Raw genomic sequence first — 18,705 nt, 5'->3', positions numbered from 1 at the left:
TTGTTGATCTTGATGAACTTTCAATATACTTGAGAATGCTTTCACATGGTACTATCAATTCTGCTCTAATTTTAGTGGGTTTTAGGAATAGGGAAAGGATGACACCACAGCTTCAATACCAACAAGATTTACAGCGCAGTGATTTTATCCATGACAAGGCGCAAGCCTATGCAGTTGCTCAACTTCAGCAGATTTTTCAGCAATTAACTGATAATACTCAGCTTGAAATCGAGTCGCCATCATTATTTGGCAAATTTAAAAAGCGTTTTGTGAGCCCTCCAAAGCTAAATAAGCCAAGGGTCAAGGGTTTATATATGTGGGGCGGCGTTGGTAGAGGTAAGACCTATTTAATGGATACCTTTTTTAACTGTCTGCCTGTTGAAAACAAAATGCGGGTGCATTTTCATCGTTTTATGCAACGAATTCATCAAGACTTAAAGCAACTTGCTGGCCATCGAGATCCGCTGTTAGCGGTTGCTGCCGGGATCCGAGCAGAGGCGGAAGTGATCTGCTTTGATGAGTTTTTTGTATCAGATATTACCGATGCAATGTTATTGGGAACTTTATTTGAGGCCTTGTTTGCGCAAGGGGTTACCTTGATCGCAACCTCTAATATCCCACCAGAAGAGCTCTATCGAAATGGATTACAACGTCAGCGCTTTCTCCCAACGATAACTCTGATTCAAGAGCATTGTCAGGTTATTAATGTGGATGGCGGTCATGATTATCGAATGCGTACGCTTACCGAAGCAGAGATATATCACTACCCTTTAGGTGAGGCGGCGGAGCAAAATTTGGCTCATTACTTTATGCAATTGTCCAATGAGCCGAGGCAACATTTAGGCGAGATTGAAATTAATCAGCGGATGATTGGTTTTGTCAACGAAGCCGACAGCGTCATACATCTGGAATTTGCTGAGCTATGTGAAGGGGCTCGTAGTCAACTTGACTATATTGAATTGGCTAAGCTTTATCATACCGTGTTGTTGTCTGGGGTGGTTTCGATGAACGCTAAAAATGATGATGCAGCACGCCGTTTTATTGCCCTGGTTGATGAGTTTTATGAGCGTCATGTGGCCTTGATTATTTCTGCCGAAGTCGAAATGTCAAAACTGTATCAGGGGGGACGCTTAAGTTTCGAGTTTGAACGCTGCTTATCTCGCTTACAAGAAATGCAATCCCACGAATATCTTGAGAGAGAACATTTACCGTAAATAAAGTCGATTAGGGGTGGTTTTTTTTTGTACTTCCCCTATAATCTTGCAACCCCACGTTACATGTCACCGATTTGGTGATACTAACAGTCCAGCTTACTCCGTATTCGAAGGGATATAATGAGTGGCTATTTTCACGTTTGTGGTTTCACAAACACGTGTGTAACAGTTATTTTGGGTTATATATACAAATGAAAACTTTTGTAGCCAAACCAGAAAGCGTAAAACGCGACTGGTATGTTGTTGATGCAGATGGTAAAACTCTGGGTCGTATCGCAACTGAAATCGCTTCTCGCCTACGCGGTAAGCATAAAGCTGAATATACTCCTCACGTTGATACTGGTGATTACATCATCGTTGTTAATGCAGAGAAAGTAGCCGTAACAGGCAACAAAGCGAAAGGTAAAATTTACCACTCGCACACTGGTTACCCTGGTGGTTTGAAATCAATTAGCTTTGAAAAGTTGATTGAGAAAGCACCTGAGCGTGTTATCCAGTCTGCAGTGAAAGGTATGTTGCCAAAAGGTCCTCTAGGCCGTGCAATGTTCCGTAAACTGAAAGTATTCGCTGGACCTGAGCACACTCATGCGGCTCAGCAACCACAAGTATTAGACATTTAAGTTACGGAATTTTAATAATGGCTGAGAATCAATACTACGGCACTGGCCGTCGCAAAAGCTCTACTGCTCGCGTATTTATGAAAGCAGGTAGTGGTAAAATCACAGTAAACGACCGCACTTTAGAAGTTTACTTTGGCCGTGAAACAGCTCGTATGGTTGTTCGTCAACCACTAGAGTTGACTGAATTGTCAGAGAAAATTGACTTGCTCATCACTGTTAAAGGTGGTGGTACTACAGGTCAAGCTGGTGCTATCCGTCACGGTATCACTCGTGCACTTATGGAATATGACGAAAGTCTACGTCCTGAATTACGTAAAGCTGGCTTCGTTACTCGCGATGCTCGTAAAGTTGAACGTAAGAAAGTGGGTCTACGTAAAGCACGTCGTCGTCCGCAATTCTCTAAACGTTAATTGCTATCACACGATATGTTACAAAAAGCTCGGCTATGCCGGGCTTTTCTTCATTCTGAAACGTTAAAATCTTTGATTTCCCTTGTCAATTTGTGTGTTTTTTATTACTATTTTGTTCGCATTTATCTGCAATAATGTAGTACTACGTAAATGCAACCAGTAGCAGAAAAACGCTACCTTGTGCAGTAAGCCGCAAGGAAAATTACAATAATTGCGCGGATCCTTACCGGAGAGACATTGGATGAGCAACGCTCCAGTCGACGCTGGCCGACGTCGTTTCCTCACCTGGACAACAGCTGTTGTCGGTGGTGTAGGTGCAACGTTTGCCGCAGTACCTTTTATCAGTTCATGGAACCCTAGTGCTAAAGCTAAAGCAGCAGGTGCACCAGTGGAAGTGGATATTAGTAAAATAGAACCAGGACAGTTACTTCGTGTTGAATGGCGCGGAAAACCTGTTTGGGTGGTGAAACGCCCTCAAGCTGTTTTGGATAATTTAAGCACTATTGGTGATAAGTTACGGGATCCTCAATCAGAGGAACCTCAGCAACCCGATTATGCCACCAACGAGTACCGTTCTATTAAGCCCGAGTTGTTTATTAGTGTCGGGATTTGTACTCATTTAGGTTGTTCTCCTACCTACTTGCCGGGCAGTTTCGCCGAACAAGTAGAAGGCGTGGAATACGGGTTCTTCTGTCCTTGTCATGGCTCTAAATTTGATATGGCTGGACGTGTATTTCAAGGCGTACCTGCCCCCCTAAATTTGGTTATTCCTCCTCATTATTACATTGATGAGACAACCGTTTTAGTTGGTTTGGACCAGGGAGAAGCATAAGATGAAAGCACTTATCGCTTGGATCGACGAAAGGATCCCGTTGACGAAAACCTACAATAAGCACGTAGGTCAGTATCCAACACCGAAAAACTTTAATTTTTGGTATATTTTTGGCTTCATTGCCATGGTGGTGTTAGTTAACCAAATTCTTACTGGGATATGGTTAACTATGAACTATAACCCATCGGGTGATGGGGCATTTGCATCGGTCGAATACATCATGCGTGATGTCGATTACGGCTGGTTATTACGTTACATGCACTCCACCGGGGCTTCGGCTTTCTTTGTGGTGATTTATCTGCACATGTATCGTGGTTTGATTTACGGCTCCTATCAAAAACCTCGTGAATTAATATGGCTGTTTGGCATGTTAATTTTCTTAGTGTTGATGGCCGAAGCATTTATGGGTTATTTACTGCCTTGGGGACAAATGTCCTATTGGGGCGCGCAGGTGATTATTTCACTGTTTGGCGCAATTCCGGTGATTGGCGACGATTTGACCCTGTGGATCCGAGGTGACTATGTAATCTCTGGGGCCACGCTCAATCGCTTCTTTGCCTTACATGTGATTGCCTTACCATTAGTATTGGTGATGTTGGTGTTCTTGCATATTGTCGCCTTACACGAAGTTGGCTCTAATAATCCCGATGGTATCGAGATCAAAGCGAACAAAGATGAGAATGGTTGGCCGAAAGATGGTATTCCTTTCCATCCTTATTTTACGGTTAAAGATTTAGCCGCCATTGTTGGTTTCTTATTTTTCTTCTGTTGGGTGATGTTTTTCTTCCCCGATGGCGGAGGTTATTTCTTGGAAGCGCCAAACTTTGAAGCCGCTAACCCGTTGAAAACGCCGCCTCATATCGCACCCGTTTGGTATTTTACCCCGTTTTATGCAATTTTACGGGCGGTGCCGAACAAGTTGGCGGGAGTTGGCTTGATGGGGGCATCCATTGTGATCCTGTTTGTGTTGCCGTGGTTAGATCGCTGTAAAGTGAAATCGATACGTTATCGCAGTACCTTGCATAAATTGAATATTGCTCAGTTTATTATTTGTTTTGTGATTCTGGGCGTTCTGGGGGCTTTGCCATCGACACCCGCTTTAACGGTATTGGCGCAAGTCACTTCATTTGGTTATTTTGCTTACTTTTTACTGCTGTGGATTTACAGTAAAAACGAAAAAACCAAGCCACTTCCAGACAGGGTGACCAAATGATGAAGAACTTTTTTTTAGCATTCGTGTTACTTGTTCCTAGTTTAGCATTTGCATCTGGCGGCAATGAACACTTAGATGAAGCCAATTATGATTTAAGCGATAAAGCCTCATTACAAAATGGCGCCAAATTGTTCATGAATTATTGTTTCGGCTGTCACAGTACTCAGTACCAACGATATAATCGAGTGGCCGAAGATTTGGGTATTCCTATTAATTTAATGCAAGAAAACTTGATTTTCACCGGGGTAAAACCGGGCCAATTAATGGAAAATGCTATTCCAGAGAAAGATGCTGCCAAATGGTTTGGCGCTGCGCCACCTGACTTAACGTTAGTTGCTCGAGTCAGAGGTGCAGATTGGATCTATACTTATTTACGTTCGTTTTATGTTGATGAGAGCCGCCCATTTGGGGTGAACAATATAGTTTTCCCAAGTGTCGGCATGCCGCATGTTTTGCAAGAGCTGCAAGGGGTGCCTAGCGCGGTCTATGAGCAGAAAATGATCGATGGTGAAGAACATCACGTCTATGTTGGCATCGAATCTGATGGTAGCGGCGAGATGAGTAATGATGAATATGATCAAGCGGTTTTAGACTTAGTTAACTTTTTAGTTTATTCTGCTGAGCCTATTCAACTTGAACGTAAGCGCTTGGGTTATTGGGTGTTGGGTTTCTTATTTATCTTCTTCATCGTTAGTTATTTATTGAAGAGAGAATACTGGCGCGACATACATTAAGTCGTAAGCGAGTGTTCAGTGATCGGCAACAGCAGTTATGCTGTTGCCGTTTGTGTATTTTTTTTTATGGTTTTTGGAGGGTTCAATGGCTGTAGCTGCCAATAAGCGTTCGGTAATGACGCTATACTCTGGTGCTAACGACTTATATAGTCATCAGGTACGCATCGTTTTAGCCGAAAAAGGCGTCAGCGTAGAGATTAATCAAGTTGACCCGGATAACTTGCCGGAAGATTTAATTGATCTGAATCCGTACAGCTCAGTTCCTACTTTGGTTGATCGTGAATTAGTTTTATACCAATCACAGATCATCATGGAGTATCTGGACGAGCGCTTTCCTCATCCACCATTAATGCCTGTTTACCCCGTATCTCGTGGTTCTAGTCGTTTGATGATGCATCGCATCAAGAATGATTGGTACAGCCTAGTGGCGCAAATTGAGAAAGATCAAAATGCGGATGCTGCACGTAAACAATTAACTGAAAGTCTATTAACTATCGCTCCGGTGTTTGCTGAGATGCCTTATTTCATGAGCGAAGAGTTTAGCCTCGTAGATTGTTATTTAGCACCTTTATTGTGGCGTTTGCCGACTTTAGGTATTGAACTACAAGGTATCGGTGCGAAAGAAATCAAATCGTATATGATCCGGGTATTTGATCGTGAATCTTTCCAAGCTTCATTGACTGATTCCGAACGTGAAATACGCGATGGGTTTCTTGGCTAATGAATATTGAAATGACGCCAAATCGACCGTATTTGTTACGGGCGTTTTTTGATTGGTTGTTAGACAATGAGCTTACGCCACACTTGGTTGTGGACGCGACACAGGCGAATGTGACAGTCCCTACTCAGTTTGTGAACGATGGTCAAATCGTGTTAAATATTGCACCTTCGGCAGTCGTAGCATTTGATATGGACCTGCACCATGTGGGATTTAATGCCCGCTTTGGCGGTAAACCATTTCAAATTTATGTACCTATGTCGGCAGTGGTTGCGGTTTATGCGCGTGAAAATGGTGCCGGCATGGTATTTGAGCCGGAAGCCGCTTATGAGGCGGAGCAAGTCGAATCTGCTGAACAGGCTGAGTCGCCTGAAAAAAGGACTGACGACGCACCTAAAAAGCCAAGCTTAACCATCGTAAAATAAAAAAAGCGCCTATTGGCGCTTTTTTATTGCTTAGCGATTATTTAATCGTCTATCACCAGTTCAAATAATTTCACTACCTTGCTCACACCGGCTTCATTACGGGCAATATTAATTGCTAAACTCTGTTCTTGTTCGGTGACAAATCCAATCAAAAACACTTCGCTATCTTCGGTAATTACTTTTATTTTTCCCGGTGCTAATTCATTATCACCATAGATTTTTAGCTTGATTTTAGTGGTGATCCAAGCGTCATTGCTGCGAGTGCTTAACGACACAGGATCTTTGATTCGAACTTCGTTCAATACCTCTTGAACACCTTCTGTGGCACGAACGATTTGAGTTATTTGGTTGTAATTTTCTTGACTCGGAGTCTGTCCAACAATCAAAACTCGGCCACTTAAAGAGACGATCGAAAGTTTACTTTCTTGCCATATTTTTTCTGATTTACCCAGTGCGCTGAGGGTTTGTAATTCAATGGTTTGGTCATCGATTTGGGTGCCGATGGTTCGTCGGTCGGTCGCCGCACCAGCGGCGACGCTGGCCCCTACAACGACTGCTCCAGCACAGGCCTGTAATAGGCCTGCTAGTACTACAATGGTGATAATTCGCAACATTCTCTAATCCTCTTGTTGGGGGAATAAGGTTCGGTCGATTAAGTCACATAAACTATTTAAGGCCAGCAGGTGTACCTCGTTTATTCTTATGCTTTGCTCTGCTGGGACTCTAACTTCAACATCTTGCTCGCTCAGTAATCCGGCCATTTCGCCGCCATCTTTTCCGGTGAGAGCGATAATGCTCATGTCGCGGTTCACCGCAGCTTCCATTGCTTTAATTACATTACGACAGTTACCAGAATCAGAAATAGCAACCAGTACATCACCTTGTTGTCCTAAGGCGCGAATTTGTTTGGCAAATACTTCGTCAAACGAATAATCATTGGCGATTGCTGATAATAAGGAATTATCGGTGTTGAGGGCTAAGGCTGGGAGGCTTGGGCGTTCGGTGTCAAAACGGTTTACTAAACTTGCGGCAAATTGCTGGGCTAAGGCAGCCGCCGAACCATTGCCAGCAATTAATAATTTATTCCCATTTAGCAGGGCGTGAGCAATGATAATGGTTGCTTTTTCGATGGCGTCTGGTAGCGCTTCGGCAGCAGCGATTTTGGTTTGAATACTCTCTCGGAATATCTCTTTAATACGTTCTTGCATGTTTATTCCCCAAATGCGTTTTGGAACCATTCTAGATAGGGAGCTTGTGCTTGTATGGCGATCACATCGAAACGCATGGCTGTATCAAATTGGTTTAAATTTTGTTGCTGTAAGTAGTATTGAGCACTTAGTATAATTCGGCGGATCTTATGTTGGTCAACGGCCGCGACCGCCCCTCCAAAAGTATTCGCACTACGATACTTTACTTCGACAAATACCCAAATATCGTTTTGTTTACAAATTAAATCTATCTCGCCGCGGCGGCAGTGATAATTTTTTTCAATCAGCTTTAAACCTTGTTGTGTTAGGTAACGAGCTGCTTGCTGTTCTGCTTGTTGCCCACTATTCAAGGGATTTTGGTTTTGCTTGGATGTCCAAGGGAACCAGTTTGCCATTTTCATATTGAGTCCAGATCAGCTGTCGAGCAACGAGACCTTTTGGATCAACACTTAAGTTGCCAGTAAGTCCCTGAAATTGATAGTCGGAATAGCCGCGCATTTGGGCTAATTGACCAATTAGGTTGAAGGCATCATAACCCAAAGCGTAAAGCCGTTTTTGAGTATCTGTTGAACTGGGCCAAAGCTGTTGGTAACGAATTGCGTTAACCGATTGTAGATCTAGCGCCCAAGGCATTTCACTGATTAGCATACCATCAAGTTCGTTCTCGCTGGTCTGGTCATTTTTGTTATAGCTGCGAGAGCTTGCATATAAGCGTGGGCTCATAGCAAAGGGACTCACCGTTACATCAATAAAGGCTTTGATGAGTTTAGTCTCGGTATTATCGCCAACTAAATATAAGGCTTGTGCATCGCTGCGCGAGCGCAGTTCGGTTTTCAGGTTTTGACCAATTATTTGTTTAAATTGATTGATGCGCTGTTGGCTTTGGTCGGTATGCAATAATTTGGTTACGGCCGCCTGTAATTGGCTACGATTGGCGTAATACACCACATCAACAGGCGCGGAAGAAAGCATTTGCCATTGCTGGCTAAATGCTTCTGCCATACGCTCTCCTAAGTTATTTTGAGGGACTAATAACAAAGGGTTCGTTTCTTCTCGCTGAGCCATGAATTGTGCAGCCTGTTTGGCTTCTGTTTCGGGAGACAAAGGAAAGAAAAAGCGTTGTTCGGTGTTACTACTGAGCACATCATTTAAGCCCAGCAGCGGAATAGTTGGTTGTAGCGTAAGTAGATTGGTTAATTGAGATTTAAGCAGCGGACCGAGGATAAAGTTGATTTGCTGTTCTTCCAATTGTGCATATAAATTTGCCATGGCTTGTGTTTGCGTATCAAAAAATATCAGTTGGGTATCGCTTGCGTTATTTTGCTGTTGGTCTAAGTAAGCCGAAATCAAGCCATCTTTTAGCGCTAAACCGTTATTTTTATATTTTCCAGACAAGGGGAGGAGCACCGCAATTTTCTTCGGTGAATAGGGTTCAATGCTTAAAGCTTTTGCTAGATCTCCATCAATATAATCGAGAGCAGGATGATTAGGATAGTCACGTTTCCACTGCTGCAATGCGGCAATTAGAGCCGCAGGGGATGGTTTAGGCTCATTGCTGATAGCCACAATCTCTAACCAGCCATTTTTTAAGTCACTAGAGACCTGTTGGAAGCTACGAAGGGTAAATGCGGTGAGTGGTTTGAGTTGTTGCCAAATCACTTGATGATTTGTGGCGCGCAGCGCTTCTGGTAAATAACGGTCCAGTTCTATATAAGCGCCTGCAGCGGCTAATGGGTTGTTTTGTTGTTTAAAGATATCACCACGCGTTTGGTAATAGCTTTGCCAGTAATCACGAGGCAAATCCCATATCGGGTCAAAGTCTAATAATTCTAAGGCTTGGGAATAGTGGCCTTGACGCTGCAGAGCGTAGCCTTGAACTAAGCGAAGCGCAGCGATACGTTGTGGGCTGTTGGTTTGAGCCTTTAACGATGAAACAATCGCATCACCAGCTTGGTATAAGCCCTGCTGGTAGTAAGCCTTCGCTGCGAGTAATTCCCAATCATAAGTATGCTGTAACTCTGCGATAGCCGCCTGGTCTAAATAAAATTGAGCATTGTGCTCTAAAGTTGAAGCTAAGGACGGTAGAGGTATAGCTGTAATCGGTTGTTTTGTTGGGCCAGTACTACAAGCCGCTAATAAAAGCACCACCGTTAAACTGACATAACGTAGTGCTGAAATCAGGTTCGTTTTCAAAGTCTATACCACCAGTATCGTTTCAATAGTGCATATAGTAAGAGGCTCGCGACAAATAATCCACAATCGCGGTGTTGAAAGATTGAGGCTAGCCCGTCTTTTCATTAAAGTAGGGGCCGAATTAACGAGAGGCACTCCCTATGTCCGCAATTGGAACTTTATATATTGTTGCAACTCCAATTGGCAATTTAGCCGATATTACTTTGCGTGCATTAGACGTACTCAAGAGCGTGTCGATGATTGCTGCAGAAGATACTCGTAATACAGGTCGTCTGTTGGCTCACTACGAAATTGGTACTCGTTGTGTGGCAGTACATGATCATAACGAGCAACAAAAAATCGCTTGGTTGGAGAAATGTTTGTTGGAAGGGCAAGACATTGCGCTTGTTTCGGATGCAGGCACACCACTGATTAACGATCCGGGTTATCACCTGGTGGCAGCGTTTCGTGCCAAAGGCTACACGGTGGTGCCGTTGCCTGGAGCTTGCGCTGCAATTGCAGCTTTATCTGTCGCCGGTTTACCCACCGACCGTTTTTTGTATGAAGGATTTTTGCCGGCGAAAAGTAATGCGCGTCAAGCTCGATTGGCTGAGTTACGTCAAGAGGTTCGTACCGTGGTTTTTTATGAGTCGCCACATCGTATTGTCGAAAGCTTAAAAGATATTGTTCAATGTTTGGGTGAGGAGCGCCAAGTCGTGATGGCGCGTGAGCTGACGAAAACCTTTGAGACGGTGAAATCTTTAGCTGCTGCTGAATTACTGGCATGGGTACAGGCCGATCCAAATCAGCAAAAAGGTGAGATGGTCTTGATCGTGGCCGGTTTTGACAAATCCACTCAGGGCTTGCCTGTGGAAGCGCTAGATACCTTGAGTTTGTTACAACAAGAACTCCCTTTAAAAAAAGCCGCCGCTCTCACTGCTAAAATTTATGGTTTAAAGAAAAATGCGCTTTACGAACATGGCCTAAATCACTCGAAGTAAGGGCGGAGAAAGCGCTATTCTTAAGTGCAGGAGTTTGCTATAGTCCGCCACCGGAGTTGGCTAGACAATCGCTGCTTCGTCGTTGTGTACTCTTTCGGGAGTGGCAAACGGGCGAAGGGGAGGAAAGTCCGGGCTCTATAGGGTAGGGTGCCAGGTAACGCCTGGGAGGCGCAAGCCTACGACAAGTGCAGCAGAGAGAAGACCGCCGATGGCGACTCTTTCTTCGGAAAGGGTTGATACAGGTAAGGCTGAAAGGGTGCGGTAAGAGCGCACCGCACAACTGGTAACAGTTTGTGGCGAGGTAAACTCCACCCGGAGCAAGGCCAAATAGGCCCCCTTAAGGCGCGACCCGCGTTGGGGGCGGGTAGGCTGCTTGAGCCGTTAAGCGATTAACGGCCTAGACGAATGATTGTTCACGACAAAACCCGGCTTATCGGCCAACTCCTACTTCTTTAAAAGCCCCGTTGCTAAAACGGGGCTTTTTTAATTTTTGATAAGTAAATGCTCGCTATCCCCTCCGACATTGACCCTTGTGATTCTAGTCTTGATAACTTTTTACTAAATAAAACGATTTATTTTTACTCATTTGTAGGCCCGGTTGCTTTGTATATCAGCCCTTTAGCTGAGGTCTTTGAATCCTTGGTGGAATTTTGTTCATTTTCTTGCTCATGGTCGCTTGCAAAGGGGGAGACTCGTCCTTAAACTTAGTGAATTGTGGGATAAAGTGGATCATAGTGGATCTATTACCCCTTTAAATCTGATATTAGCATGTGAGGGGAGTCAACACCGGATGTTACGCGGCGCAAGTTCAATCAATCTCGATGCGAAGGGGCGAATGACAATGCCCACGCGTTATCGTGAGTGGTTGATTGAAGAGTGCCAAGGGCAGTTGGTGTGCACCATTGATATCAATCATCGCTGTTTATTACTTTATCCACTGGCCGAGTGGGAAGAGATTGAGCGGAAGTTGAAGAAATTATCAAGTATGAATCCAGCTGAGCGTCGCTTACAGCGCTTGTTGTTAGGTTATGCGGATGATTGTGAGATGGATAAAAATGGCCGTTTGTTGATCCCCCCTCCACTACGCCAACATGCGAGTTTGCAGAAAAAAATTATGCTGGTCGGCCAACTCAATAAGTTTGAGCTGTGGTCTGAAGAGCAATGGCAGCAACAGATTGCTGCCGATATCGCCTTAGATGAGGATGTTGATATGTTAACCGATAACCTAAAAGATTTTTCACTTTAATATGAGTAATGAATTTGCCCATACCTCGGTACTTTTGCAAGAGTGTATTGATGGTTTAGCCATCAAAAAAGATGGTATTTACGTCGATGGTACTTTTGGTCGAGGAGGCCATAGCCGTGAGATCTTAAAGGCGCTTGGGCCGCAGGGGCGTTTGATCGCTATCGATAGAGATCCTCGAGCGATTGAAGCAGCGAAACAATTTGCCGATGATCCGCGTTTTCAGATTGTTCATGGTCCCTTTTCTGGCATCGAGCAATATATTAGCGAGTTAGGTTTAGCTAAAAAGATTGATGGTGTATTGCTGGATTTAGGGGTGTCGTCGCCACAACTCGACGATGCAGAGCGAGGTTTCAGCTTTTTACGTGATGGTCCCTTGGATATGCGGATGGATACATCGCGAGGCCAAACGGCTGGAGAGTGGCTCACCCATGCTGCGGAAGAAGACATTACCTGGGTGATTAAAACCTTTGGTGAAGAAAAATTTGGCAAGCGGATCGCACACGGCATTGTTAACGCGCGTCAATTGGAACCGCTAACCAGTACCCTGCAGCTCGCCAAAATTATCGATTTAGCTTGTCCGGTTAAAGATAAACATAAACATCCTGCGACCCGCAGTTTTCAGGCGATTCGTATTTATATCAATAGTGAACTTGATGAAATCGAAAAGGCCTTATTAGGTGCAATGAACTGCTTAGCCACCGATGGTCGTCTGGCTGTGATTAGCTTCCATTCTTTAGAAGATCGGATGGTCAAACGTTTTATTCGAAAACAAGAGAAGGGTGAGCAATTCCCGCGAGGATTTCCGTTAACTGAACAACAGTTAGCCAGCGGTCGTTATTTAAAAAGTGTTGGGCGAGCGATTAAACCGAGTGCTGCCGAAATTGAAGTTAATCCGCGCTCGCGTAGCTCGGTATTGCGGATAGCTCGTCGCTTGTAATGAGCGAAGTTAACCGCCAGCCCAATCTGTTACGGGCGATACTGAAAGATTTTTGGCGTCATAAGCAGCAGCTAGGGCTACTGATACTGGTAGTGATCTCTGCTTTTGCAGTGGTTTGGACAACCCATCATACGCGGATGTTTGTTGAGCAAAGAGAACGTTTAATGATGAATCGCGATGCAATCAATGTGGAGTGGCGGCACCTACTCATTGAACAAAATACACTTGCAGAACATAGCCGTATAGAGAGTATCGCTCGAAAGCGTTTGGCGATGCATCGACCCAAGTTAGAAGAACAAGTGGTAATTAGTAAGTAATGAGCAATAAGGCAAATAAACAAGGACTGTTCATCCATTGGCGCTTTGTGCTAGTGATGGTCGTGGTTTGTTTGGTATTTACTGCCCTAGTAAGTCGTGCCGCTTATATTCAGGTGATCGCACCGGATAAACTGATCTACGAAGGGGATTTACGTTCTATTCGTACCAAAACCGGTTATGCGGAACGAGGTGTGATTACCGATCGTTTTGGTAACGAACTTGCGGTAAGTGTACCTGTTCGTGCTATTTGGGCGGATCCGAAGCATGTGGTTGAGCAAAATAGCTTCGCAGATGGTGAAGCTTGGGCCGCCTTAGCCAAGGTGTTAGAGACCGATGTCGCTAGTTTACAGAGCCGTGTCAGCGATCCGCATCGGCGTTTTGTATATTTACAGCGACAGGTAAGTTCCGCAGTAGCGAATTATGTTGATAAACTCAAAATCAAAGGTGTTTATCTCAAACCTGAATCAAGAAGGTTCTACCCTACTGGCGAAGTGAGTGCTCACTTGGTTGGTTTTACTAATATTGATGACCATGGTCTGGAAGGGATTGAGGGAAGTTACGACGACTGGCTTACCGGTGAACCGGGTAAGCGCCAAGTTCGAAAAGATCGACTGGGTCGTGTGGTTGAAGATCTTGCGGTTATCCATCAAGCCAAGCAAGCGCAAGATATTGCCTTGAGCATTGACCAGCGTATTCAAGCCCTAGCATATCGTGAGTTGAAGAAAGCAGTGGCTGATACCCGAGCGACTTCGGGGAGCGTTGTGGTATTAGATATCGACACCGGTGAAGTCTTGGCAATGGTCAATAGTCCTTCATTTAATCCGAACAATCGCAATGAATTTCAAAGTTATCGCTATCGTAATCGCGCGATCTCCGACAGTTATGAACCAGGTTCGACGGTCAAACCCTTATCGGTACTTGCAGCATTGGAAGCTGGTCATGTTAAAACCAATAGTATGATCAATACCAATCCCGGGTGGATGCGCATTGGTGGCCGTCGAGTCCGTGATTCTCATAATTATGGTGAAATCAGTCTTACTAAAGTGATTCAAAAGTCGAGTAATGTTGGAACCAGCCAGTTGGCACTAAAAGTTGGTGTTGAGGGTTTGCTGGATACATTTTATCGCGTCGGTTTTGGCAATGGTGCAGGCTTAGGCTTGGTGGGGGAATCGGCTGGATTGATGCCACAACGTCGACGCTGGTCTGATTTTGAATTGGCAACCTTGTCCTTTGGTTACGGTTTAATGGTCACGCCGCTCCAATTGGCACAAGCCTATGCCACGATTGGCGCTGGTGGCATATTTCGCCCCGCATCGATTATTAAGTTACAAAAAGCGGCGCCGGGTGAACGGGTTTTTAAAGAATCCACTGCCAAAGCGGTGTTACAGATGATGGAGTCTGTGGTCCATGAAGGTGGCACAGGGCTTAAAGCTGCTGTGCCTGGATTTCGTATCGCCGGTAAAACCGGAACTAGCCGTAAAGCGATTCGTGGTGGCTATGGTGATGATTATGTGGCGATCTTTGCTGGAGTCGCGCCTGCGAGTCACCCTAAGCTTGCGGTCGTGGTGTTTGTGAATGAGCCCAAAACGGACAGCTATTACGGTGGCGTGGTTGCGGCACCAGTATTTTCTAAAGTGATGCAGGCTGGATTGCAATATTTAAATGTCGCGCCAGATGACGATGACGGTCGTATTGTGAAGTTGAGTGGGGGCGTTGATAGTGAAACCTGATTTATCAGCACTACTCGCAAAATTTGCCGTGACTCAGGCGCCTAAGCTGAGCTTTGAGCACTTATCCTTGAATAGTCGTGAGCTTCGTTCTGGCGATGTATTTGTGGCTATTCATGGTCATCAGGTCGATGGTCGTGATTACATCGATGCAGCCATTATTGCGGGTGCCGTAGCTGTGATCGTTGAAGCTGATACTGAACAACAGCATGGTCAAATTGAATGGCGTGGAGAGATCCCCTGTATTGCCTTCTGGCGTTTAAGTCAGCAACTCTCTCAGTTAGCCTCTGCCAGATACTTTCCTGAGGGGAATCACTTAAATCTGGTCGGAGTGACTGGAACCAATGGTAAGAGTACTGTCACTCATCTGATTGCTAATCTGGCCAATTTAAGCGGTATTAAAGCTGCAGTGATGGGGACCTTGGGAAATGGTAAGCCTGGTCAGCTCGAGCAGAGCCATAATACCACCGCTGATGCGATTACGATTCAACGTCAGTTGAGTGAGATGCAGCAACAGGGCTATCAATTAGTGGCGATGGAAATATCTTCCCATGGTTTGGTACAACAACGGGTTGCAAGTGTTCCTTTCTCGGTCGCTATTTTTACCAATCTCAGTCGCGACCACCTCGATTATCATGGCAGTATGGCTGAATATGGCCGTGCTAAGCAGGCCTTGTTTGACTGGCCAAGTTTGCAGTGTCGTCTGATTAATGCTGACGATGGTTTCGGAAAGCAATTACTGCAGCATTACCCTGATGCCCAAGCTTTGTCCTTAGAAGATAGCAGAGCACAATGGCAGATCGCTGATTTACACTTTAGTGAACGCGGTGTTCGTGGTTACTTGCTAAGTCCCGAGGCAAGCCATGAACGGGTTGCGTTACACAGTCCCCTATTGGGGCGGTTCAATGCCGAGAACTTGCTCAGTGCGATTGCTTGTCTTCACCACTTTGGGGTCGATTTAGCAAAACTAATGGATTTACTTCCTTGTTTAAATGCAGTACCGGGTCGGATGGAGTTGTTTGTCGGAAAATCTTCGGTAGTGGTGGATTATGCGCATACTCCGGATGCATTAGATAAAGCCTTGACGGCCTTACGTTTACATTGTCGCGGGAAGTTGTGGTGTATCTTTGGTTGTGGCGGCGACCGTGATAAAGGCAAGCGGCCTTTAATGGCGGCGGTTGCCGAGCAAAAAGCTGACCAAGTCATCGTGACGGATGACAATCCTCGTTACGAAGATGCGGTGGCGATTGTTGAAGATATCATGGCGGGCTTTTGTCATCCTGAGCGAGTCGCGGTTGAACATCAACGGACCGTCGCGATTCAACAGGCCATTCAGCAAAGTGGTTCACAAGACATCATCTTGGTGGCAGGAAAAGGCCATGAGAGTTATCAAATTATTGCTGCGCAAGTTCTCGATTATGACGAGCGGGCGGTCGTACAAAGCTTAGTCGGGAGAGCACAATGATCCCATTGAAGCTGTCTGAGCTGCTCAAGCCCTTGCAAACTAAACTAATCGGTGATGATCAGACCATACTGAGGGTTGATACTGATTCTCGTAAGCCGATGCCACAAAGTCTGTTTGTCGCCTTAAGCGGTGAACGTTTCGACGCCCATGACTTCGCTGGGAAAGCCGTCGAACAAGGTGCTATTGCTTTGGTTGTGGAACGGCTTCTGCCGCTCGATGTACCGCAATTAGTGGTCGCTGACTGCCGAATAGCCCTAGGTTTGCTCGCGAGTTATTTACGTGAAAAATTGAGCTTGCCTTGTTGCGCAATCACTGGCAGTAATGGCAAAACTACCGTGAAGGAAATGACGACAAAGATTTTAGCGCAGGCTAAATCGGTGTTAGCTACTCAAGGTAATTTTAACAATGACATCGGTGTTCCCCTGTCGTTATTGCGAGCCACCGAACAACATCAAGTGGGCGTGCTTGAACTGGGCGCGAATCATATGGGTGAAATTGCCTATACCGTGGCCTTGGTGAAACCGCGGGCAGCACTGATCAATAATGTGTCAGCCGCGCATATTGAAGGTTTTGGCGATCAAACGGGGGTATTACGCGCTAAATCAGAGTTGTTTGTTGGTTTGGCGAAGGGCCAAGTGGCGATCTGTGAAGCTGGCGCTGATTATCAGCAGCCGCTGATGGATGCGGCCAGCCCAGCCAAGGTTCAACTATTTTCTTTGGATCAGCCGAATGCTGATTTTTACGCCAGTGAGATCCACTCATTGGGTCTCTCGGGAAGTCGGTTCACCCTCAATACACCCCAAGGTCGAGTGCAAGTGCAGATAAACCTTGCGGGTCAACATAATGTGAAGAATGCGGTGGCTGCGTCTGCTTTGGCTATCGCGATGGGGGCGAGTTTAAGCGAGGTGAAATTAGGCTTGGCCGACTTGGAGGAAGTCCCTGGGCGGGTGAATGTGCAGACGCTTAGTCCACAGCTTCAGTTGATTGATGATAGTTATAACGCCAATCCCGCTTCATTTAAGGCGGCTGTCGATATTTTAGCCAGTTTTGAGGGTAAGCGCTTGCTTATCGCTGGCGCCATGGGAGAAATGGGCGAGCAAACGGAACTGGCGCACAAAGACTTAATTGCGCAAGCACTTGACAGAAACATTAGCTTGTATTCTTATGGCGCGTCTTTTCAGTCGGCGCTGGCCGATTTAGGACGTTCAGAGCTGGTTTTTGACTCCCACGAGCATTTAATTTCGCAGCTGATTGAGGACTTGAATCAGGCGCCTAATCAGGCTTGTTTGATATTGGTGAAAGGTTCTCGTTCAAGCAAAATGGAAACGGTGGTCCAGCACTTACAACAATATTATAAGAAGGGTTTCGAATGTTAGTTTGGTTAGCTGAATATCTGCAGCAATATTACAGCGGATTTTCGCTATTTGGTTATTTAACCTTTAGGGCGATTGTGAGTATCTTAACTGCCTTAGTGTTTGGCCTGTGGATGGGACCGAAGCTTATCCGTAGTTTACAACGTTTGCAGATTGGACAAACGGTACGTAACGACGGTCCTGAATCTCATTTAAGTAAATCTGGGACACCGACCATGGGCGGCGTTCTGATCATCGCTTCGGTATTTTTATCGACCCTGTTGTGGGCTCGTTTAGACAATCCTTACGTGTGGGTGATGCTGTTTGTGTTTGGCAGTTACGGCGCCATTGGTTTTATCGACGACTATCGCAAAGTGATCCGCAAAGATCCAGCTGGCCTAATCGCGCGCTGGAAGTATTTTTGGCAATCGGTGGTTGCTTTAGTGGTGGCGCTTTACCTATTTTGGAGCGCAGATTCAGCAGCGCATACCCAGTTGGTGTTGCCATTTATCAAAAATGTGATGCCACAGCTTGGCTGGTTATTTATTCCCCTGACTTACCTCGTCATAGTTGGTAGCAGTAATGCCGTTAACTTAACCGATGGTTTAGATGGCTTGGCAATTATGCCCAGTGTGATGGTGGCCTCGGCCTTTGCCTTAATCGCTTATCTTACCGGACATGTTAATTTCTCAAGTTATTTGTTCATTCCTTATATTCCTGCCGCCAGTGAATTGGTGGTGGTGTGTACCGCGATGGTCGGGGCTGGTTTAGCCTTTCTTTGGTTTAATACCTATCCAGCCCAAGTATTCATGGGCGATGTTGGCTCGCTTGCCTTAGGGGCAGCCTTAGGTACGGTTGCGGTGCTGGTGCGCCAAGAGTTGCTGTTGGTGATTATGGGGGGCGTGTTCGTAATGGAAACGGTTTCGGTGATCTTACAGGTTGGCTCTTATAAGCTGCGTGGTCAGCGGATTTTCCGTATGGCTCCAATTCACCATCATTATGAGTTGAAAGGCTGGCCTGAGCCTCGAGTGATTGTGCGTTTTTGGATTATTTCATTGATTTTAGTGTTGATTGGTCTTGCGACTTTAAAAGTAAGATAACAGATAGGATTGAG

20 protein-coding genes and 1 other RNA gene are annotated in these 18,705 nt (G+C 45.4%); 17 read left to right on the top strand and 4 right to left on the bottom strand.

Annotation, left to right across the window (positions count from 1 at the left end; all coding sequences use genetic code 11):
• Positions 1-98 precede the first annotated feature (98 nt).
• The 8 genes from zapE (at position 99) to ACRRSW_RS18815 (ending at position 6,166) form a co-directional block, all read left to right on the top strand.
• Positions 99-1,214, top strand: a complete 1,116-nt coding sequence (zapE, locus tag ACRRSW_RS18850) for a cell division protein ZapE (protein WP_432456023.1) — start codon at positions 99-101, stop codon at positions 1,212-1,214.
• A gap of 191 nt (positions 1,215-1,405) precedes the next feature.
• Positions 1,406-1,834 carry a 50S ribosomal protein L13 gene (gene rplM / locus ACRRSW_RS18845; RefSeq protein ID WP_432456024.1) on the top strand — a complete coding sequence of 143 codons (429 nt, stop codon included), beginning with the start codon at positions 1,406-1,408 and terminating at the stop codon, positions 1,832-1,834.
• A 17-nt stretch (positions 1,835-1,851) separates the two neighbouring features.
• Positions 1,852-2,244 (top strand): 30S ribosomal protein S9, encoded by a 393-nt coding sequence (rpsI, locus tag ACRRSW_RS18840; protein ID WP_432456025.1) that lies wholly within the window; start codon positions 1,852-1,854, stop codon positions 2,242-2,244.
• A gap of 241 nt (positions 2,245-2,485) precedes the next feature.
• Entirely contained in the window at positions 2,486-3,076 is a 591-nt protein-coding gene (petA, locus tag ACRRSW_RS18835; RefSeq protein WP_432456026.1) for a ubiquinol-cytochrome c reductase iron-sulfur subunit, read from the top strand.
• A 1-nt stretch (position 3,077) separates the two neighbouring features.
• On the top strand, positions 3,078-4,289 hold the full coding sequence (locus ACRRSW_RS18830; RefSeq protein ID WP_432456027.1) for a cytochrome b: 1,212 nt from the start codon (positions 3,078-3,080) through the stop codon (positions 4,287-4,289).
• Complete coding sequence (locus ACRRSW_RS18825; protein WP_432456137.1) at positions 4,289-5,023, top strand: cytochrome c1; 735 nt, start codon at positions 4,289-4,291, stop codon at positions 5,021-5,023. The genes ACRRSW_RS18830 and ACRRSW_RS18825 overlap by 1 nt, the downstream gene beginning before the upstream one ends.
• Positions 5,024-5,108: 85 nt before the next feature.
• The gene (sspA, locus tag ACRRSW_RS18820) at positions 5,109-5,744 is read left to right on the top strand and encodes a stringent starvation protein SspA (protein ID WP_432456028.1); all 636 of its coding nucleotides are present in this window, start codon (positions 5,109-5,111) and stop codon (positions 5,742-5,744) included.
• An 11-nt stretch (positions 5,745-5,755) separates the two neighbouring features.
• Complete coding sequence (locus ACRRSW_RS18815; RefSeq protein WP_432461083.1) at positions 5,756-6,166, top strand: ClpXP protease specificity-enhancing factor; 411 nt, start codon at positions 5,756-5,758, stop codon at positions 6,164-6,166.
• Positions 6,167-6,207: 41 nt separating this feature from the next.
• Here the strand turns inward: ACRRSW_RS18815 and dolP are convergent, their stop codons facing one another.
• Genes dolP through ACRRSW_RS18795 form a run of 4 tightly spaced genes read right to left on the bottom strand, consistent with a single transcriptional unit; the run spans position 6,208 to position 9,567 of the window.
• On the bottom strand, positions 6,208-6,780 hold the full coding sequence (dolP, locus tag ACRRSW_RS18810; protein WP_432460141.1) for a division/outer membrane stress-associated lipid-binding lipoprotein: 573 nt from the start codon (positions 6,778-6,780) through the stop codon (positions 6,208-6,210).
• 3 nt (positions 6,781-6,783) lie between these two features.
• Complete coding sequence (locus tag ACRRSW_RS18805; protein WP_432456030.1) at positions 6,784-7,374, bottom strand: SIS domain-containing protein; 591 nt, start codon at positions 7,372-7,374, stop codon at positions 6,784-6,786.
• 2 nt (positions 7,375-7,376) lie between these two features.
• Positions 7,377-7,775: a YraN family protein gene (locus tag ACRRSW_RS18800; protein ID WP_432456031.1), complete on the bottom strand. Its 399-nt coding sequence runs from the start codon at positions 7,773-7,775 to the stop codon at positions 7,377-7,379.
• The gene (locus tag ACRRSW_RS18795) at positions 7,717-9,567 is read right to left on the bottom strand and encodes a penicillin-binding protein activator (RefSeq protein ID WP_432460140.1); all 1,851 of its coding nucleotides are present in this window, start codon (positions 9,565-9,567) and stop codon (positions 7,717-7,719) included. Before ACRRSW_RS18795 ends, ACRRSW_RS18800 begins: the two co-directional genes overlap by 59 nt.
• Before the next feature lie 140 nt (positions 9,568-9,707).
• On the opposite strand from ACRRSW_RS18795, the gene rsmI reads away from it, so the two are divergent.
• From rsmI to mraY, 9 genes are all read left to right on the top strand, one after another.
• Positions 9,708-10,547 (top strand): 16S rRNA (cytidine(1402)-2'-O)-methyltransferase, encoded by an 840-nt coding sequence (gene rsmI, locus ACRRSW_RS18790; protein WP_432456033.1) that lies wholly within the window; start codon positions 9,708-9,710, stop codon positions 10,545-10,547.
• Between the two features lie 52 nt (positions 10,548-10,599).
• An RNA gene (gene rnpB, locus ACRRSW_RS18785) (RNase P RNA component class A) lies at positions 10,600-10,996 on the top strand.
• A gap of 341 nt (positions 10,997-11,337) precedes the next feature.
• On the top strand, positions 11,338-11,793 hold the full coding sequence (gene mraZ / locus ACRRSW_RS18780; RefSeq protein ID WP_432456139.1) for a division/cell wall cluster transcriptional repressor MraZ: 456 nt from the start codon (positions 11,338-11,340) through the stop codon (positions 11,791-11,793).
• Between the two features lies 1 nt (position 11,794).
• The gene (gene rsmH, locus ACRRSW_RS18775) at positions 11,795-12,730 is read left to right on the top strand and encodes a 16S rRNA (cytosine(1402)-N(4))-methyltransferase RsmH (protein ID WP_432456034.1); all 936 of its coding nucleotides are present in this window, start codon (positions 11,795-11,797) and stop codon (positions 12,728-12,730) included.
• Positions 12,730-13,047 (top strand): cell division protein FtsL, encoded by a 318-nt coding sequence (ftsL, locus tag ACRRSW_RS18770; protein WP_432456035.1) that lies wholly within the window; start codon positions 12,730-12,732, stop codon positions 13,045-13,047. The genes rsmH and ftsL overlap by 1 nt, the downstream gene beginning before the upstream one ends.
• Positions 13,047-14,777, top strand: coding sequence for a penicillin-binding transpeptidase domain-containing protein (locus ACRRSW_RS18765; RefSeq protein ID WP_432456036.1), 1,731 nt, complete (start codon positions 13,047-13,049; stop codon positions 14,775-14,777). The genes ftsL and ACRRSW_RS18765 overlap by 1 nt, the downstream gene beginning before the upstream one ends.
• Positions 14,767-16,239 (top strand): UDP-N-acetylmuramoyl-L-alanyl-D-glutamate--2,6-diaminopimelate ligase, encoded by a 1,473-nt coding sequence (gene murE / locus ACRRSW_RS18760; RefSeq protein WP_432460139.1) that lies wholly within the window; start codon positions 14,767-14,769, stop codon positions 16,237-16,239. The genes ACRRSW_RS18765 and murE overlap by 11 nt, the downstream gene beginning before the upstream one ends.
• A complete protein-coding gene (locus ACRRSW_RS18755) occupies positions 16,236-17,615 on the top strand; it encodes a UDP-N-acetylmuramoyl-tripeptide--D-alanyl-D-alanine ligase (RefSeq protein ID WP_432456038.1) in 1,380 nt (459 codons plus the stop codon). The genes murE and ACRRSW_RS18755 overlap by 4 nt, the downstream gene beginning before the upstream one ends.
• The gene (gene mraY, locus ACRRSW_RS18750; protein ID WP_432456039.1) at positions 17,609-18,691 is read left to right on the top strand and encodes a phospho-N-acetylmuramoyl-pentapeptide-transferase; all 1,083 of its coding nucleotides are present in this window, start codon (positions 17,609-17,611) and stop codon (positions 18,689-18,691) included. The genes ACRRSW_RS18755 and mraY overlap by 7 nt, the downstream gene beginning before the upstream one ends.
• Positions 18,692-18,705 lie beyond the last annotated feature (14 nt).

Origin of the sequence: Agarivorans sp. QJM3NY_25 (genome assembly GCF_050870875.2) — a bacterium.
Taxonomy (GTDB): domain Bacteria; phylum Pseudomonadota; class Gammaproteobacteria; order Enterobacterales; family Celerinatantimonadaceae; genus Agarivorans.
The sequence above is the reverse complement of the archived record's forward strand: the minus strand, read 5'-3'. Positions and strand labels throughout refer to the sequence as shown.

What these genes read in the sequence shown, in the direction of transcription:
- zapE (WP_432456023.1), top strand. Translation starts at nt 99, where the DNA reads ATGACACCACAGCTTCAATACCAACAAGATTTACAGCGCAGTGATTTT.
- rplM (WP_432456024.1), top strand. Translation starts at nt 1,406, where the DNA reads ATGAAAACTTTTGTAGCCAAACCAGAAAGCGTAAAACGCGACTGGTAT.
- rpsI (WP_432456025.1), top strand. Translation starts at nt 1,852, where the DNA reads ATGGCTGAGAATCAATACTACGGCACTGGCCGTCGCAAAAGCTCTACT.
- petA (WP_432456026.1), top strand. Translation starts at nt 2,486, where the DNA reads ATGAGCAACGCTCCAGTCGACGCTGGCCGACGTCGTTTCCTCACCTGG.
- ACRRSW_RS18830 (WP_432456027.1), top strand. Translation starts at nt 3,078, where the DNA reads ATGAAAGCACTTATCGCTTGGATCGACGAAAGGATCCCGTTGACGAAA.
- ACRRSW_RS18825 (WP_432456137.1), top strand. Translation starts at nt 4,289, where the DNA reads ATGAAGAACTTTTTTTTAGCATTCGTGTTACTTGTTCCTAGTTTAGCA.
- sspA (WP_432456028.1), top strand. Translation starts at nt 5,109, where the DNA reads ATGGCTGTAGCTGCCAATAAGCGTTCGGTAATGACGCTATACTCTGGT.
- ACRRSW_RS18815 (WP_432461083.1), top strand. Translation starts at nt 5,756, where the DNA reads ATGACGCCAAATCGACCGTATTTGTTACGGGCGTTTTTTGATTGGTTG.
- dolP (WP_432460141.1), bottom strand. Translation starts at nt 6,780, where the DNA reads ATGTTGCGAATTATCACCATTGTAGTACTAGCAGGCCTATTACAGGCC.
- ACRRSW_RS18805 (WP_432456030.1), bottom strand. Translation starts at nt 7,374, where the DNA reads ATGCAAGAACGTATTAAAGAGATATTCCGAGAGAGTATTCAAACCAAA.
- ACRRSW_RS18800 (WP_432456031.1), bottom strand. Translation starts at nt 7,775, where the DNA reads ATGAAAATGGCAAACTGGTTCCCTTGGACATCCAAGCAAAACCAAAAT.
- rsmI (WP_432456033.1), top strand. Translation starts at nt 9,708, where the DNA reads ATGTCCGCAATTGGAACTTTATATATTGTTGCAACTCCAATTGGCAAT.
- mraZ (WP_432456139.1), top strand. Translation starts at nt 11,338, where the DNA reads ATGTTACGCGGCGCAAGTTCAATCAATCTCGATGCGAAGGGGCGAATG.
- rsmH (WP_432456034.1), top strand. Translation starts at nt 11,795, where the DNA reads ATGAGTAATGAATTTGCCCATACCTCGGTACTTTTGCAAGAGTGTATT.
- ftsL (WP_432456035.1), top strand. Translation starts at nt 12,730, where the DNA reads ATGAGCGAAGTTAACCGCCAGCCCAATCTGTTACGGGCGATACTGAAA.
- ACRRSW_RS18765 (WP_432456036.1), top strand. Translation starts at nt 13,047, where the DNA reads ATGAGCAATAAGGCAAATAAACAAGGACTGTTCATCCATTGGCGCTTT.
- ACRRSW_RS18755 (WP_432456038.1), top strand. Translation starts at nt 16,236, where the DNA reads ATGATCCCATTGAAGCTGTCTGAGCTGCTCAAGCCCTTGCAAACTAAA.
- mraY (WP_432456039.1), top strand. Translation starts at nt 17,609, where the DNA reads ATGTTAGTTTGGTTAGCTGAATATCTGCAGCAATATTACAGCGGATTT.